General features: G+C 70.4%; 14 protein-coding genes. 12 read left to right on the top strand and 2 right to left on the bottom strand.

Annotated features, from left to right (window positions below; genetic code table 11):
- Window positions 1-49 precede the first annotated feature (49 nt).
- The 11 genes from pdxS (at window position 50) to TU31_RS20790 (ending at window position 12,051) form a co-directional block, all read left to right on the top strand.
- The gene (gene pdxS / locus TU31_RS20840) at window positions 50-961 is read left to right on the top strand and encodes a pyridoxal 5'-phosphate synthase lyase subunit PdxS (RefSeq protein WP_042156921.1); all 912 of its coding nucleotides are present in this window, start codon (window positions 50-52) and stop codon (window positions 959-961) included.
- Between the two features lie 8 nt (window positions 962-969).
- A complete protein-coding gene (gene pdxT / locus TU31_RS20835; RefSeq protein WP_042156918.1) occupies window positions 970-1,563 on the top strand; it encodes a pyridoxal 5'-phosphate synthase glutaminase subunit PdxT in 594 nt (197 codons plus the stop codon).
- Between the two features lie 132 nt (window positions 1,564-1,695).
- Window positions 1,696-2,448: a YebC/PmpR family DNA-binding transcriptional regulator gene (locus TU31_RS20830; RefSeq protein WP_042156915.1), complete on the top strand. Its 753-nt coding sequence runs from the start codon at window positions 1,696-1,698 to the stop codon at window positions 2,446-2,448.
- Window positions 2,449-2,598: 150 nt separating this feature from the next.
- Window positions 2,599-3,171 carry a crossover junction endodeoxyribonuclease RuvC gene (gene ruvC / locus TU31_RS20825; protein ID WP_042156913.1) on the top strand — a complete coding sequence of 191 codons (573 nt, stop codon included), beginning with the start codon at window positions 2,599-2,601 and terminating at the stop codon, window positions 3,169-3,171.
- A complete protein-coding gene (gene ruvA / locus TU31_RS20820) occupies window positions 3,168-3,788 on the top strand; it encodes a Holliday junction branch migration protein RuvA (RefSeq protein WP_042156911.1) in 621 nt (206 codons plus the stop codon). Before ruvC ends, ruvA begins: the two co-directional genes overlap by 4 nt.
- Before the next feature lie 82 nt (window positions 3,789-3,870).
- Window positions 3,871-4,962, top strand: coding sequence for a Holliday junction branch migration DNA helicase RuvB (gene ruvB, locus TU31_RS20815; protein WP_042156909.1), 1,092 nt, complete (start codon window positions 3,871-3,873; stop codon window positions 4,960-4,962).
- A gap of 162 nt (window positions 4,963-5,124) precedes the next feature.
- Window positions 5,125-5,661: a preprotein translocase subunit YajC gene (gene yajC, locus TU31_RS20810; RefSeq protein ID WP_042156907.1), complete on the top strand. Its 537-nt coding sequence runs from the start codon at window positions 5,125-5,127 to the stop codon at window positions 5,659-5,661.
- A gap of 152 nt (window positions 5,662-5,813) precedes the next feature.
- Window positions 5,814-7,592 carry a protein translocase subunit SecD gene (gene secD / locus TU31_RS20805; protein WP_042156904.1) on the top strand — a complete coding sequence of 593 codons (1,779 nt, stop codon included), beginning with the start codon at window positions 5,814-5,816 and terminating at the stop codon, window positions 7,590-7,592.
- A gap of 1 nt (window position 7,593) precedes the next feature.
- Entirely contained in the window at window positions 7,594-8,703 is a 1,110-nt protein-coding gene (secF, locus tag TU31_RS20800) for a protein translocase subunit SecF (protein ID WP_042156901.1), read from the top strand.
- Window positions 8,700-9,248: an adenine phosphoribosyltransferase gene (locus TU31_RS20795; protein ID WP_042156900.1), complete on the top strand. Its 549-nt coding sequence runs from the start codon at window positions 8,700-8,702 to the stop codon at window positions 9,246-9,248. Before secF ends, TU31_RS20795 begins: the two co-directional genes overlap by 4 nt.
- Window positions 9,249-9,420: 172 nt before the next feature.
- Window positions 9,421-12,051, top strand: coding sequence for a RelA/SpoT family protein (locus TU31_RS20790; RefSeq protein WP_107070727.1), 2,631 nt, complete (start codon window positions 9,421-9,423; stop codon window positions 12,049-12,051).
- Between the two features lie 61 nt (window positions 12,052-12,112).
- Here the strand turns inward: TU31_RS20790 and TU31_RS20785 are convergent, their stop codons facing one another.
- Window positions 12,113-13,342 carry a DUF349 domain-containing protein gene (locus TU31_RS20785; protein WP_042156897.1) on the bottom strand — a complete coding sequence of 410 codons (1,230 nt, stop codon included), beginning with the start codon at window positions 13,340-13,342 and terminating at the stop codon, window positions 12,113-12,115.
- Window positions 13,343-13,592: 250 nt separating this feature from the next.
- Window positions 13,593-14,420 carry a peptidylprolyl isomerase gene (locus TU31_RS20780; RefSeq protein ID WP_042156895.1) on the bottom strand — a complete coding sequence of 276 codons (828 nt, stop codon included), beginning with the start codon at window positions 14,418-14,420 and terminating at the stop codon, window positions 13,593-13,595.
- 162 nt (window positions 14,421-14,582) lie between these two features.
- On the opposite strand from TU31_RS20780, the gene TU31_RS20775 reads away from it, so the two are divergent.
- Window positions 14,583-15,296, top strand: a complete 714-nt coding sequence (locus TU31_RS20775; RefSeq protein WP_042156893.1) for an MBL fold metallo-hydrolase — start codon at window positions 14,583-14,585, stop codon at window positions 15,294-15,296.
- Window positions 15,297-15,307: the final 11 nt, after the last annotated feature.

Genomic DNA, 15,307 nt, shown 5'->3' with positions numbered 1-15,307 from the left:
GTTGTGTGGGCGCAGCAGTACAGCCACCCGCACTGAGTGAGGTCAAACCGTGTCCAGCACGCCTACCACGCCCCAGAACCCCGAGACCGGAACCGCGCGCGTCAAGCGCGGGATGGCCGAGCAGCTCAAGGGCGGCGTGATCATGGACGTCGTCACGCCGGAAGAGGCGAAGATCGCCGAGGACGCGGGCGCCGTCGCCGTCATGGCCCTGGAGCGGGTCCCCGCCGACATCCGCAAGGACGGTGGCGTGGCCCGGATGTCGGACCCCGACATGATCGACGGCATCATCAGCGCCGTCTCCATCCCGGTCATGGCCAAGTCCCGGATCGGCCACTTCGTCGAGGCGCAGGTCCTCCAGTCGCTCGGTGTCGACTACATCGACGAGTCCGAGGTCCTCACCCCGGCCGACGAGGTCAACCACTCCGACAAGTGGGCCTTCACCACCCCCTTCGTGTGTGGTGCCACCAACCTGGGCGAGGCGCTGCGCCGGATCGCCGAGGGTGCCGCCATGATCCGCTCCAAGGGCGAGGCCGGCACCGGCAACGTCGTCGAGGCGGTCCGTCACCTGCGCCAGATCAAGGGCGAGATCGCCAAGCTGCGCGGCTGTGACAACAACGAGCTGTTCGCCGCCGCCAAGGAGCTGCGCGCCCCGTACGAGCTGGTCAAGGAGGTCGCCGAGCTCGGCAAGCTGCCGGTCGTGCTGTTCTCCGCCGGTGGTGTCGCCACCCCGGCCGACGCCGCACTGATGCGCCAGCTCGGTGCCGAGGGCGTGTTCGTGGGCTCCGGCATCTTCAAGTCCGGTGACCCCGCCAAGCGCGCCGCCGCGATCGTGAAGGCCACCACCTTCTACGACGACCCGAAGGTGATCGCGGACGTCTCCCGCAACCTGGGCGAGGCCATGGTCGGCATCAACTGCGACACCCTCCCCGAGGCCGAGCGCTACGCCAACCGCGGCTGGTAGGACACCGGATGAGCACCCCCACCATCGGTGTGCTGGCCCTCCAGGGCGACGTCCGCGAGCACCTCGCCGTGCTCGCCGAGGCGGACGCCCTGGCCAGGCCGGTACGCCGTCCCGAGGAACTGGACGAGATCGACGGCCTGGTCATCCCGGGCGGCGAGTCCACCACGATGTCCAAGCTGGCGGTCGTCTTCGGCATGCTGGAGCCGCTGCGCGCCTTCGTGCGCGCGGGCAAGCCGGTCTACGGCACCTGCGCCGGCATGATCATGGTCGCCGACAAGCTCTTGGACGCCCGGGACGACCAGGAGACGTTCGGCGGCGTCGACATGATCGTGCGCCGTAACGCCTTCGGGCGGCAGAACGAGTCGTTCGAGGCGGCCATCGACGTCGCCGGGATTCCCGGCGGACCGGTCGAGGGCGTCTTCATCCGGGCGCCCTGGGTCGAGTCGGTCGGTGGCGCGGTCGAGGTCCTGGCGACGTACGACGGGCACACCGTGGCCGTGCGGCAGGGTAACGTCCTCGCCACGTCTTTCCACCCGGAGCTCACCGGCGACCACCGGGTCCACGCCCTGTTCGTGGACATGGTGCGGCGGGCCCGGGACTGATCCCAGGGGCGGGCCACGGCTCTTGATCGGGGTCGTGGCCGGGTGACGGGCGGGAGTGACACCGTGTGACCTGGCCCCGGTAGGATCTGAGGCGTTCGTTTCAGACGTTGGTTACGCGAAGGAGACAGGCGGATGTCCGGCCACTCTAAATGGGCTACGACGAAGCACAAGAAGGCCGTGATCGATGCCAAGCGCGGCAAGCTCTTCGCGAAGCTGATCAAGAACATCGAGGTCGCGGCCCGTACCGGCGGTGCCGACCCGGACGGTAACCCCACGCTCTTCGACGCCATCCAGAAGGCCAAGAAGAGCTCGGTGCCCAACAAGAACATCGACTCCGCGGTCAAGCGCGGTGCGGGCCTCGAAGCCGGCGGCGCCGACTACGAGACCATCATGTACGAGGGGTACGGCCCCAACGGTGTCGCGGTGCTCATCGAGTGCCTCACCGACAACCGCAACCGCGCCGCCTCGGACGTCCGCGTCGCCATGACCCGCAACGGCGGTTCGATGGCCGACCCGGGTTCGGTGTCGTACCTGTTCAACCGCAAGGGCGTGGTGATCGTCCCCAAGGGCGAACTGTCCGAGGACGACGTCCTGGGCGCGGTCCTGGACGCGGGCGCCGAAGAGGTCAACGACCTCGGGGAGTCCTTCGAGGTGCTCAGCGAGGCCACCGACCTGGTCGCGGTCCGCACGGCCCTCCAGGAGTCCGGCATCGACTACGACTCGGCCGACGCCAACTTCGTCCCGACCATGCAGGTCGAGCTGGAGGAAGAGGGCGCACGCAAGATCTTCAAGCTGATCGACGCGCTGGAGGACAGCGACGACGTGCAGAACGTCTTCGCCAACTTCGACGTCTCGGACGATGTCATGGCCAAGGTCGACGCCTGACCGGCGCCGCATGCTCGGTCGTCTGACGGGCCGACGGGGACACACCCCGTCGGCCCGTCGGTTTGTCAGTGGCAGCCACTACTGTGCTGATCAGGGGGCATGCGCTTCCGAGGCAGGCACAGCCGACCGACAGGCGAGGGGCGGGGACCGATGAAGGTGCTGGGGGTGGACCCCGGGCTGACACGCTGCGGGGTCGGGGTGGTCGACGGCGTCGCGGGGCGTCCGCTGACGATGGTCGGCGTCGGCGTCGTCCGCACACCGGCGGACCTGGACATCGCCCGGCGGCTGGTCGAGATCGAGCGCGGGATAGACGCCTGGCTCGATGAGTACCGCCCCGAATTCGTCGCCGTGGAGCGGGTCTTCAGCCAGCACAACGTCCGTACGGTCATGGGCACCGCCCAGGCCAGCGCGGTCGCCATGCTGTGCGCGGCCCGCCGTGGGCTGCCGGTCGCGCTGCACACCCCCAGTGAGGTCAAGGCCGCCGTCACCGGCTCCGGCCGGGCCGACAAGGCCCAGGTCGGTGCGATGGTGACCCGTCTGCTGCGGCTCGACGCACCGCCGAAGCCGGCCGACGCCGCCGACGCCCTGGCCCTCGCCATCTGTCACATCTGGCGCGCCCCCGCGGTCAACCGCCTCCAGCAGGCGCATGCCGCGGCCCGCCGCGCCGCCCCCGTCCGCGCTCCCGGCGTCCGCCGGGCGACACCCCAGAAGGGCACCCGATGATCGCCTTCGTCTCCGGCCCGGTCGCGGCCCTCGCACCGGACTCCGCCGTCGTCGAGGTCGGCGGGATCGGCATGGCTGTCCAGTGCACCCCGGACACCCTCTCCGGCCTGCGCATCGGACAGCAGGCCAAGCTCGCCACCTCCCTCGTCGTCCGCGAGGACTCGCTCACCCTCTACGGCTTCGCCGACGACGACGAGCGGCAGACCTTCGAGCTGCTCCAGACCGCCAGCGGTGTCGGGCCCCGGCTCGCCCAGGCGATGCTCGCGGTGCACTCCCCGGACGCGCTGCGGCTGGCCGTCGCCACCGGTGACGAGAAGGCCCTCACCGCCGTGCCCGGCATCGGCAAGAAGGGCGCGCAGAAGCTGCTCCTGGAGCTCAAGGACCGGCTCGGGGAACCGGTGGGCACCGGCCGCGCGGGCGTCGGCAGCGCCGTCACACCCGGCTGGCGCGATCAGCTGCACGCCGCCCTGATCGGCCTGGGCTATGCCACCCGCGAGGCGGACGAAGCGGTCACCGCGGTCGCCCCGCAGGCCGAGGCGGCCGTCGCCGACGGCGGAGCGCCCCAGGTGCCACAGCTGCTCAAGGCCGCCCTCCAGACCCTGAACCGCGCCCGATGACCGCCGCCCGCCCGGCCCCGCGCCCCCGACCGTTCGACCACACAGGCGGCCCGGCCGCCCCGACCCCGCGAGGCACACCGCAGTGAACTGGGACGACACCGCACCGCCCACCACCGAGGACCCCGCCACGGGCGCGCCCGACCGGCTGGTCGGGGCCGACGCGGACGGTGAGGACACCGCCGTCGAGGCCGCGCTGCGGCCCAAGGACCTGGAGGAATTCGTCGGCCAGGAGCGGGTGCGCGAACAGCTCGACCTGGTGCTGCGCGCCGCCCGCGCCCGTGGTGCCACCGCCGATCACGTCCTGCTGTCCGGGGCGCCGGGCCTCGGCAAGACGACCCTCTCGATGATCATCGCCGCCGAGATGGGTGCCCCCATCCGCATCACCTCCGGCCCCGCCATCCAGCACGCCGGTGATCTCGCCGCGATCCTCTCCTCCCTCCAGGAGGGCGAGGTCCTCTTCCTCGACGAGATCCACCGGATGTCCCGGCCCGCCGAGGAAATGCTCTACATGGCGATGGAGGACTTCCGCGTCGACGTGATCGTCGGCAAGGGCCCGGGCGCCACCGCCATCCCGCTCGAACTCCCTCCATTCACCCTGGTCGGCGCCACGACCCGGGCCGGTCTGCTGCCGCCGCCGCTGCGCGACCGCTTCGGCTTCACCGCCCATATGGAGTTCTACGCCCCCGCCGAGCTACAGCGGGTGATCCACCGCTCCGCCGGGCTGCTCGACGTCGACATAGAACCCGAGGGCGCCGCCGAGATCGCCGGCCGCTCCCGCGGCACGCCCCGTATCGCCAACCGTCTGCTGCGCCGGGTACGCGACTACGCCCAGGTGAAGGCCGACGGCGTGATCACCCGCGAGATCGCCTCCCAGGCCCTCGGGGTCTACGAGGTCGACGCCCGCGGCCTGGACCGCCTCGACCGCGCGGTGCTCACGGCCCTGCTCAAGCTGTTCGGCGGCGGCCCGGTGGGCCTGTCCACCCTCGCGGTCGCGGTGGGGGAGGAGCGGGAGACCGTCGAGGAGGTCGCCGAGCCGTTCCTCGTACGGGAAGGACTGCTGGCCAGGACCCCCAGGGGCCGGATCGCGACCCCGGCGGCCTGGGAGCATCTGGGGCTCGTCCCGCCGCAGCAGCAGGCGGGCGCCGGCGGGCAGCAGGGCTTGTTCGGGGCGTGACGGCGCGGGGACTCGCCCGGTCAGGAACTGCGGTGGGATGCTGTGCGTTGTTCCACTGGTGGGGACTCGCCTAGACTCCGCCGATGCCGTTCGTATGGGCGGCATACCCACCCCCGTATATGAGATCGCGCATCAGCGGTCGTGCGAAGGAATTTCCGTCCCGTGAATATCGTGACTCTCCTCCCCTTCATCGTCCTCATCGGGGCCATGTTCCTGATGACTCGGTCTGCCAAGAAGAAGCAGCAGGCGGCCGCGCAGATGCGCAATGAAATGCAGGCCGGCACCGGCATCCGGACCATCGGCGGCATGTACGCCACGGTCAAGGAGGTCCACGAGGACACCGTCCTCCTGGAGGTCGCCCCCGGCGTGCACGCCATTTACGCCAAGAACGCCATCGGCGCCGTGCTCGCGGACGAGGAGTACAACCGCATCCTGGACGGTGCCGACCCGATCCACGGTGGCGAGCCGGTCGTTCCGGACGACGCCTCCTCGCTGACCGGCGACACCGCCGAGGCCGAGAAGGACGACAAGATCGACCTGGGCAAGACCGCCGCCCCGGCCGACGCCGAGCCCGCCGCGGACAAGCCCGCCGCCGACGAGGCCAAGGACGCCAAGCCCGCCGACGAGGTCAAGGACACCGTCAAGGCGGACGCCGACGCCGCGAAGGACGACAAGAAGTCCGGCGACGACGCGAAGTAGTCCACCCCTACGGAACCGCGGAGCACGCGTGGTGTGTCGTGCACCGCGGTTCCGGGACGGTCTAGGCTCCGGCGGGGGCACGTCCCCACAAGACTTCGTGGCCCCTCGGCCGGCATCCCGGTCCGAGGGGTTGGACAGGGAGATACGAGAAGGTGGCAGCACCGAAGAAGGGCCGCAGGGCGCCCGCGAGCCAGGGGCATCCGGGCCGCGCCCTGATCCTGGTCCTCATCGCGATCGTGGGGCTGATCGGAGGCATGTTCTACTCCGGCACCCTGACGCCCCGGCTGGGCATCGACCTGGCAGGCGGCACCAGCTTCACGCTGGCGGCCCAGAACCAGCCGGGCAAGCCCAACGCGATCAACGAGACCAACATGAAGACCGCCGCCGGCATCATGGAGCGACGGGTCAACGGTCTCGGTGTGTCCGAGGCCGAGGTCCAGACACAGGGCGACAACCACATCATCGTGAACATCCCCAAGGGGACGGACGCGAAGCAGGCCCGCCAGCAGGTCGGCACCACCGCCCAGCTCGGATTCCGGCCGGTGCTGACCACCACCGCCGGCACCAAGACCCCCGAGCCCAAGCCCAGCCCCTCCAAGGGCGGCGCGAACGGCAAGGCCAAGGGCGACAAGGCCGCGGGTGACCCGGCCAAGGACCAGCCGGGCACCGAGCAGCAGGCCTCGCAGTCGCCGGGCGACAAGCCGACCACTCAGGGCCGGGCGGTGACGGACGCGCTGAAGAAGGCACCGTCCGCCAAGCCCACCCCCTCCGGCCCGGCCAAGCCCTCCGCCCCCGCGGTGCCGCCGACGCCCGGCGCGGACATCCCGCCGGCCCTCCAGAAGCAGCTCAACGCGCTGGACTGTTCCACCAAGCAGAGCCGCGCCACCGCCGGTGAGAAGGCCGCGAACTCCAAGCCGTCCGACCCGATCGTGGCGTGCAAGGACGACGGCACGCAGAAGTACGCGCTCGGCCCGATCGGCGTCGAGGGCACGGACGTCAGCGACGCCAAGGCCGTCTTCGACAGCCAGGGTGGCCAGGGCTGGATCGTCCAGATGGACTTCACCTCCGAGGGCGGCAAGAAGTTCGCGGACGTCACCGGCAAGCTCGCCACCAAGGCGCAGCCGCAGAACCAGTTCGGGATCGTGCTGGACGGTGCGGTGGTCTCCGCTCCGTCGGTCAGCAGCGCGATCAATGGTGGCAACGCCACGATCTCCGGCGGCTTCACCCAGCAGTCCGCCGAGGACCTCGGCAACATGCTGTCCTACGGCTCCCTGCCGCTCTCCTTCAAGATCGACGACGAGACCACGGTCACCGCGGCGCTGGGCGGCGAGCAGCTGCACGCCGGTCTGATCGCCGGTGCCATCGGCCTCGCGCTGGTCGTGATCTACCTCGTCGCCTACTACCGGGGACTGGCGCTGGTCGCGCTGGCGAGCCTCCTGGTCTCGGCGATCCTGACGTACACGATCATGACCTTGCTCGGCCCGACCATCGGGTTCGCGCTGAACCTCCCGGCGGTCTGCGGCGCCATCGTGGCCATCGGTATCACCGCCGACTCGTTCATCGTCTACTTCGAACGCATCCGGGACGAGATCCGCGAGGGCCGCACCCTGCGCCCGGCCGTCGAGCGCGGCTGGCCCCGGGCCCGCCGTACGATCCTGGTCTCCGACTTCGTGTCGTTCCTGGCCGCCGCGGTGCTGTTCATCGTCACCGTCGGCAAGGTGAAGGGCTTCGCGTTCACGCTCGGCCTGACCACCGTCCTCGACGTCGTCGTGGTCTTCTACTTCACCAAGCCGCTGATGACGATGCTGGCCCGGCGGAAGTTCTTCGCCGACGGTCACTCCTGGTCCGGCCTCGATCCCAAGCGCCTGGGCGCCAAGCCGCCGCTGCGCCGTCGTCGCGGCGCCGCCCCCACCCAGACGAAGGAGGCGTGAGATGTCCAAGCTCGGAAACCTCGGCGCCCGGCTCTACCGCGGCGAGGTCGGCTACGACTTCATCGGCAAGCGGAAGATCTGGTACGGCATCTCGATCCTCATCACCATCACGGCCATCGTCGGCCTGGCGGTGCGCGGCCTGAACATGGGCATCGAGTTCTCCGGCGGCGCGGTCTTCAGCACCCCGGAGACCTCCGTGTCCGCCTCGGCGGCCCAGCACCAGGCCGAGTCGGCCTCGGGCGGCCACCAGGCCGTGGTGCAGAAGCTCGGCAGCGGCGCCCTGCGCATCCAGATCAGCGGTCTGGACACCAAGCAGGCGGTGCCGGTCCAGGAAGAGCTCGCCAAGGACCTGAACATCCCGGTCAAGGACGTCAACACCCAGTTGGTCGGCCCGAGCTGGGGTGAGGAGATCGCCAACAAGGCCTGGCTGGGTCTGGGGATCTTCATGGTCCTCGTGGTGCTCTATCTGGCGATCGCCTTCGAGTGGCGGATGGCACTCGCCGCCCTGATCGCGCTGATCCACGACCTCACGATCACGGTCGGTGTCTACGCCTTGGTCGGCTTCGAGGTCACCCCTGGCACGGTCATCGGTCTGCTCACGATCCTCGGTTACTCCCTGTACGACACGGTCGTCGTCTTCGACAGCCTCAAGGAAGCCTCCAAGGACCTCACCAAGCAGAACCGCTTCACGTACAGCGAGATCGCCAACCGCTCGATCAACAGCACCCTGGTGCGGTCGATCAACACCACGGTCGTGGCGCTGCTCCCGGTCGCCGGTCTGCTGTTCGTCGGCGGCGGTTTCCTGGGCGCGGGCATGCTCAACGACATCTCGCTGGCCCTGTTCGTCGGCCTCGCCGCCGGTGCGTACTCGTCGATCTTCATCGCGACGCCGCTGGTCGCCGACCTGAAGAACCGCGAGCCGCAGATCAAGGCACTGGCCAAGCGAGTGAAGGCGAAGCGCGCCGCGGCCGCGGCCAAGGAGGCGAGCCAGGAGGACACCGAGGACTCGGCCCCGGCCGATGCCGAGGACGGTGCCGCGGTCGTCGGACCGCGCCAGCAGCCCGCCTCCCGTAACCGCGGACGTGGTCGCCCCTCGGGCAAGCGCCGGTGAGCGCCCCGGCGGAACTGCGCGAGCTCCTGCTCAGCCGGATCACGGACATCCCGGATTACCCGCAGCCGGGTGTGATGTTCAAGGACATCACCCCGCTGCTGGCCGATCCGGCCGCCTTCGGCGCGCTGACCGAGGCGTTCGCCGAGCTGTGCGGACGGCACCGCGTGGACAAGATCGTGGGCCTGGAGGCGCGCGGGTTCATACTCGCCGCTCCGGTCGCGGTCCGGGCCGGCGTCGGCTTCGTCCCCGTCCGCAAGGCCGGCAAGCTGCCCGGCACGACGCTCGGGCAGGCCTACGAGCTGGAGTACGGCACGGCCGAGATCGAGATCCACAGCGATGCGCTGGTCCCGGGCGACCGGGTGCTGGTGATCGATGACGTCCTGGCCACCGGCGGGACCGCCGACGCCTCGCTTCAGCTCATCCGCCGTGCGGGTGCCGAGGTCGCGGGCCTGGCCGTGCTGCTGGAGCTCGGCTTCCTGGCCGGGCGGCAGCGGCTGGAGCCGGGGCTCAAGGGCGCTCCGCTGGAGGCCCTGATCACGGTCTGAGCCGGTCGCACACAGCACCTCGGCAGCGGGGGCATCCGGAAGAATCCGGGTGCCCCCGCTGCTGTGTCATGTACGGACCCATGGCCGCGGGGGAGTCGCGGCCCCGGGGTCGATACCATGGCACCCCGACCCGTGAGAGGTTCTGGGGTCCGGAACCGCCTGAGGAGTGCTCTTGCCAGACGAGGCCCAGCCGCTCTCCCCCGGACTGCGTCCGACGGGATCCGACGCCGCGCGCCCGGACGAGCCGAAGCCCACGGACGTGGCTTCCTCGGACGCGCCCCAGCCCGAGCGGCAGGGCGCGCCCGACGGCACCGCCACGCCCCGGCCGCCGGCCGGCCCGACCTCCGCGTCACCGGCGCCCGCCGAGCGGCCCCGTACGGCGCCCAAGCCGGGGCCCGCCGCCTCCTCGTCCCAGCCGGGCTCCACGCCGTCCCGGGCGCCCAAGCCGCCCGCCAAGGCCGACCAGCCCGCCGCCACCAAGCCGCTGCCGCCCGCCCCCGCCGGCCGCTCCGGCTCCCCGAACCGGGTACGGGCCCGGCTGGCCCGGCTGGGCGTCCAGCGCTCCAGCCCGTACAACCCGGTCCTGGAGCCGCTGCTGCGGGCCGTCCGCGGCAATGACCCCAAGATCGAGACCGCGACGCTGCGCCAGGTCGAGCGGGCCTACCAGGTCGCCGAGCGCTGGCACCGCGGCCAGAAGCGCAAGAGCGGCGACCCGTACATCACCCACCCGCTCGCGGTGACGACGATCCTCGCCGAGCTGGGCATGGACCCGGCCACGCTGATGGCGGGCCTGCTGCACGACACCGTCGAGGACACCGAATACGGCCTGGACACCCTGCGCCGTGACTTCGGCGACCAGGTCGCGCTGCTGGTCGACGGCGTCACCAAGCTGGACAAGGTCAAGTTCGGCGAGGCCGCGCAGGCCGAGACCGTGCGCAAGATGGTCGTCGCGATGGCCAAGGACCCGCGTGTCCTGGTCATCAAGCTCGCCGACCGGCTGCACAACATGCGCACCATGCGTTACCTCAAGCGGGAGAAGCAGGAGAAGAAGGCCCGCGAGACGCTGGAGATCTACGCTCCGCTCGCCCACCGCCTGGGCATGAACACCATCAAGTGGGAGCTGGAGGACCTCGCCTTCGCGATCCTCTACCCCAAGATGTACGACGAGATCGTGCGGCTGGTCGCCGAGCGGGCGCCCAAGCGGGACGAGTATCTGGCCATAGTGACCGACGAGGTCCAGGCCGATCTGCGGTCCGCGCGCATCAAGGCCACCGTCACGGGGCGGCCCAAGCACTACTACAGCGTCTACCAGAAGATGATCGTCCGCGGCCGCGACTTCGCCGAGATCTACGACCTGGTGGGCATCCGCGTCCTCGTCGACACCGTCCGCGACTGCTACGCGGCACTCGGCACCATCCACGCGCGATGGAACCCGGTCCCCGGCCGGTTCAAGGACTACATCGCGATGCCGAAGTTCAACATGTACCAGTCGCTGCACACGACCGTGATCGGCCCCAGCGGCAAGCCCGTTGAGCTCCAGATCCGTACGTTCGACATGCACCGCCGCGCCGAGTACGGCATCGCCGCGCACTGGAAGTACAAGCAGGAAGCGGTGGCCGGCGCCTCCAAGATCCGTACGGATGTGCCGAAGAACGCCGGCAAGGGCCAGGACACCGTCAACGACATGGCCTGGCTGCGGCAGTTGCTCGACTGGCAGAAGGAGACCGAGGACCCCGGCGAGTTCCTGGAGTCGCTGCGCTTCGACCTGTCCCGCAACGAGGTCTTCGTCTTCACGCCCAAGGGCGACGTCATAGCGCTGCCGGCCGGTGCCACCCCCGTCGACTTCGCGTACGCGGTGCACACCGAGGTCGGCCACCGCACGATAGGGGCGCGGGTCAACGGGCGCCTCGTCCCGCTCGAATCGACCCTGGACAACGGCGACTTGGTGGAGGTCTTCACCTCCAAGGCGCCGGGCGCCGGGCCGTCCCGTGACTGGCTCGGCTTCGTCAAGTCCCCGCGGGCCCGCAACAAGATCCGCGGCTGGTTCTCCAAGGAGCGCCGCGACGAGGCCATCGAGCAGGGCAAGGACTCCATCGCGCGCGCCATGCGCAAGCAGAACCTGCCGATCCAGCGGATTCTGACCGGCGACTCCCTGGTCACCCTCGCGCACGAGATGCGCTACCCCGACATCTCCTCGCTCTACGCGGCCATCGGCGAGGGCCATGTCGCCGCGCAGGGCGTCGTCCAGAAGCTGGTGCAGGCGCTCGGCGGCCAGGACGAGGCCACCGAGGACATCGCCGAGTCGACCCCGATCCGGCCGCGTTCCAAGCGCCGTTCCAGCGCCGACCCCGGGGTGGTCGTCAAGGGCGTCGACGATGTGTGGGTCAAGCTGGCCCGCTGCTGCACTCCGGTGCCGGGCGACCCCATCATCGGCTTCGTCACCCGCGGCAACGGCGTCTCGGTGCACCGCGCCGACTGCGTCAATGTCGACTCGCTGTCCCGGCAGCCGGAGCGGATACTCGACGTCGAGTGGGCGCCCACCCAGTCCTCGGTCTTCCTGGTCGCCATCCAGGTCGAGGCGCTGGACCGCTCCCGCCTGCTGTCGGACGTCACCCGGATCCTGTCCGACCAGCACGTCAACATCCTGTCGGCCGCCGTCCAGACCTCCCGCGACCGCGTCGCCACCTCCCGCTTCACCTTCGAGATGGGCGACCCCAAGCACCTGGGCCACGTCCTGAAGGCCGTACGGAGCGTGGAGGGCGTCTACGACGTGTACCGGGTGACGTCGGCCAGAAGGCCGTAACGGCGTACACAGCGGGCGGCCCCGGTACGGAATCCGTACCGGGGCCGCCCGCTGTTCCGTGCTATCCGCCGAACTCTTCCAGGCCCTTGAGCGCCTGGTCCAGCAGCGCCTTGCGGCCTTCCAGCTCCCGGCCGAGCTTGTCGGCCTTGGCGTTGTTGCCCGCCGCCCGCGCCGTGTCGATCTGCTTCTCCAGCTTGTCGACCGCGTCCTGGAGCTGGCCGGTCAGCCCCGCGGCGCGGGCCCGCGCCTCAGGGTTCGTCCGGCGCCACTCGCTCTCCTCGGCCTCCTGGATGGCCCGCTCGACGGCGTGCATCCGGCCCTCGATCTTCGGGCGGGCGTCCCGCGGCACATGGCCGATGGCCTCCCACCGCTCATTGATCGAGCGGAACGCGGCCCGCGCGCCCTTGAGGTCCGAGACGGGCAGCAGCTTCTCGGCCTCGACGGCCAGCTCCTCCTTGCGGGTCAGATTCTCCCGCTGCTCGGCATCGCGCTCCGCGAAGACCTCGCCGCGCGCCTGGAAGAAGATGTCCTGGGCGCCGCGGAAGCGGTTCCACAGATCGTCCTCGTGCTCGCGCTGCGCGCGGCCGGCCGCCTTCCAGTCCGCCATCAGCTCGCGGTAGCGGGCCGCGGTGGCCCCCCAGTCCGTCGAGTTCGACAGCGCCTCGGCCTCGGCGACCAGCTTCTCCTTCGCCTTACGGGACTCCTCGCGCTGCGCGTCCAGCGACGCGAAGTGCGCCTTGCGCCGCTTGGAGAACGCCGAGCGGGCGTGCGAGAAGCGGTGCCAGAGTTCGTCGTCCGCCTTGCGGTCGAGCCGCGGCAGGCTCTTCCAGGTGTCGACCAGCGCGCGCAGCCGTTCACCGGCCGCCCGCCACTGCTCACTGGCGGCCAGCTCCTCGGCCTCGGCGACCAGCTTCTCCTTGGCCTCCCGGGCCTCGTGGCTCTGCCGTGCCTTCTGTGCCTTGCGCTCCTCGCGGCGCGATTCGACGGCCTCGACGAGCTTGTCGAGCCGCTTCTTCAGCGCGTCCAGGTCGCCCACCGCGTGGTGTTCGTCGACCTGGGTGCGCAGATGCTCGATCGCGGTCGTGGCGTCCTTCGCCGACAGGTCGGTGGTCTTGACCCGGCGCTCGAGGAGGCCGATCTCGACGACCAGGCCCTCATACTTGCGCTCGAAGTAGGCGAGGGCCTCCTCGGGAGTGCCCGCCTGCCACGATCCGACGACCTGCTCGCCATCGGCGGTACGCACGTACACGGTCCCCGTCTCGTCGACGCGGCCCCATGGGTCGCTGCTCACAGCGCCTCCTCCACATGATGCCGACGGGGGCGTGCGGCCCCCCGGCATCGTCCACAGTTTCTGTCCGGCAGAGCCGCGCCCTGACCGGTCCGACGGGCTGAATTGCGGGTGAGGGTGGCAGCCGTCGGAGCAGGCACCCTACCCAACGCCAATCTAGGCGACCGGCGGTCGGCTGTCCGCATCCAGCACGACCGAAATTCCGCGGTTCGCGTGGCGGGGGCCGCCGCACCGCCCCAGGTCGCCCGGCAGGTCAGGACTTTTTGACGGTTGCCCGGTCGATCACGACGGTGGCGTTCGGCGCGGTGTTGCCGGTCTGCGGGTCGGGCGTCGAACCGGCCTTGGCGATCTTCCGCAGCACGTCCATACCGCCGGTGACGGTGCCGAACGGTGTGTAGTTGGGGGGCAGCTTGCTGTCCTGGTAGACGAGGAAGAACTGGCTGCCGCCGGAGTCCCGGGTCTTGTCGCTCTGCCCGTCGTAGCGGTTGGCCATCGCGACCGTGCCCGCCGGATAGACGCCGCCCTTGAGCCGGGGGTCCTTGAGGTTCTCGTCCGGGATGGTGTAGCCGGGCGTGCCCTGGCCGGTGCCCTTCGGGTCGCCGCACTGAAGGACGTAGATGCCCTGGTCGACCAGGCGGTGGCACTTGCTGTGGTCGAAGTAGCCCTGACCGGCCAGGAAGGCGAAGGAGTTGACGGTGTGCGGTGCCTTGCCGGCGTCCAGCTTCAGCCCGATCGTGCCGCAGGTCGTCGCCAGCTTCGCGGAGTAGGAGGCCGAGGTGTCCACGGACATCGCCGGCTCCTTCTTCCAGGTCTTGGTGGACGGGGTGCCCTTGGCAGGCTTGCCGCACGGGTCCGGCGCCTTGGAGGGGGACGGGGGAGCAGCCCGGTCGGCGTCCTGGCCGGCGCCCGCCAGCCCGGTGGTGGCATACGCGGTGACGCCGGCGGCCAGGGCGACGGCCATGGCGGACGCGATGACCACATTGCGGCGTTTGGTCTTCCGCTGTGCTGCGGACCGCCGTTGCTGCTGGCGCTCGTACTTCTCCCTGGCGAGCTGCCGCCGCCGCTGATCTCTGCTGACCACCGGTCGTCTCCTTCGTCCGATCACCGATCGCTGTCGTCGCCGTGGCCGTACCGTATACGGGTTCGCTCTGCCGGGAGTCCCGCCGGTAGGCTCTGGAGCTGCCGAGATGTTCCGGGAGCGGTCCCGTGGACCGAGTCCCACCACCGACCTTTAAGGACGAACGTGCTGATTGCCGGGTTCCCCGCCGGGGCCTGGGGCACCAATTGCTACTTGGTCGCCCCCGCCGCCGGCGAGGAGTGCGTCATCATCGACCCGGGCCACCAGGCGGCCCAAGGCGTCGAGGACGCGGTCGCAAAGCATCGGCTCAAGCCCGTCGCGGTCGTTCTCACCCATGGCCACATCGACCATGTCGCCTCCGTGGTCCCGGTGTGCGGCGCGCACGACGTCCCGGCCTGGATCCACCCCGAGGACCGCTTCATGATGAGCGACCCGGAGAAGGCCCTGGGCATCTCCATCGGTCAGCAGCTCATGGGCGAACTCACCGTGGGGGAGCCGGACGACGTCAAGGAGCTGAGCGACGGTGCCGCCCTGGAACTCGCCGGGATGGAGTTCTCCGTCGCGCACGCCCCGGGCCATACCAAGGGGTCGGTGACGTTCAGGATGCCCGAGCAGGCCGATATTCCGCCGGTCTTCTTCTCCGGCGACCTGCTCTTCGCCGGCTCCATCGGACGCACCGACCTGCCGGGCGGCGACCACGCCGAGATCCTCCAGTCGCTGGCGCGCGTGTGCCTGCCGCTGGAGGACTCGACCGTCGTCCTGTCCGGCCACGGCCCCCAGACCACCATCGGCCGCGAGCGCGCCACCAACCCCTTCCTGCGGGAGGTGGCCGCCGGCCTCGGAGACGGCTTCAGCGCCGCTCCACGACGAGGAATGTGACGAGACCTTCC

The sequence above is a fragment of the Streptomyces lydicamycinicus genome (assembly GCF_000829715.2).
Classification (GTDB): Bacteria; Actinomycetota; Actinomycetes; order Streptomycetales; family Streptomycetaceae; genus Streptomyces; species Streptomyces lydicamycinicus.
This window is presented reverse-complemented; position numbering and strand designations above follow the sequence as displayed.

Excerpts from the sequence above, each read along its gene's own strand:
- ruvC (WP_042156913.1), top strand. The coding sequence starts at position 2,599 with ATGAAGGTGCTGGGGGTGGACCCCGGGCTGACACGCTGCGGGGTCGGG.
- pdxT (WP_042156918.1), top strand. The coding sequence starts at position 970 with ATGAGCACCCCCACCATCGGTGTGCTGGCCCTCCAGGGCGACGTCCGC.
- TU31_RS20830 (WP_042156915.1), top strand. The coding sequence starts at position 1,696 with ATGTCCGGCCACTCTAAATGGGCTACGACGAAGCACAAGAAGGCCGTG.
- ruvA (WP_042156911.1), top strand. The coding sequence starts at position 3,168 with ATGATCGCCTTCGTCTCCGGCCCGGTCGCGGCCCTCGCACCGGACTCC.
- secF (WP_042156901.1), top strand. The coding sequence starts at position 7,594 with ATGTCCAAGCTCGGAAACCTCGGCGCCCGGCTCTACCGCGGCGAGGTC.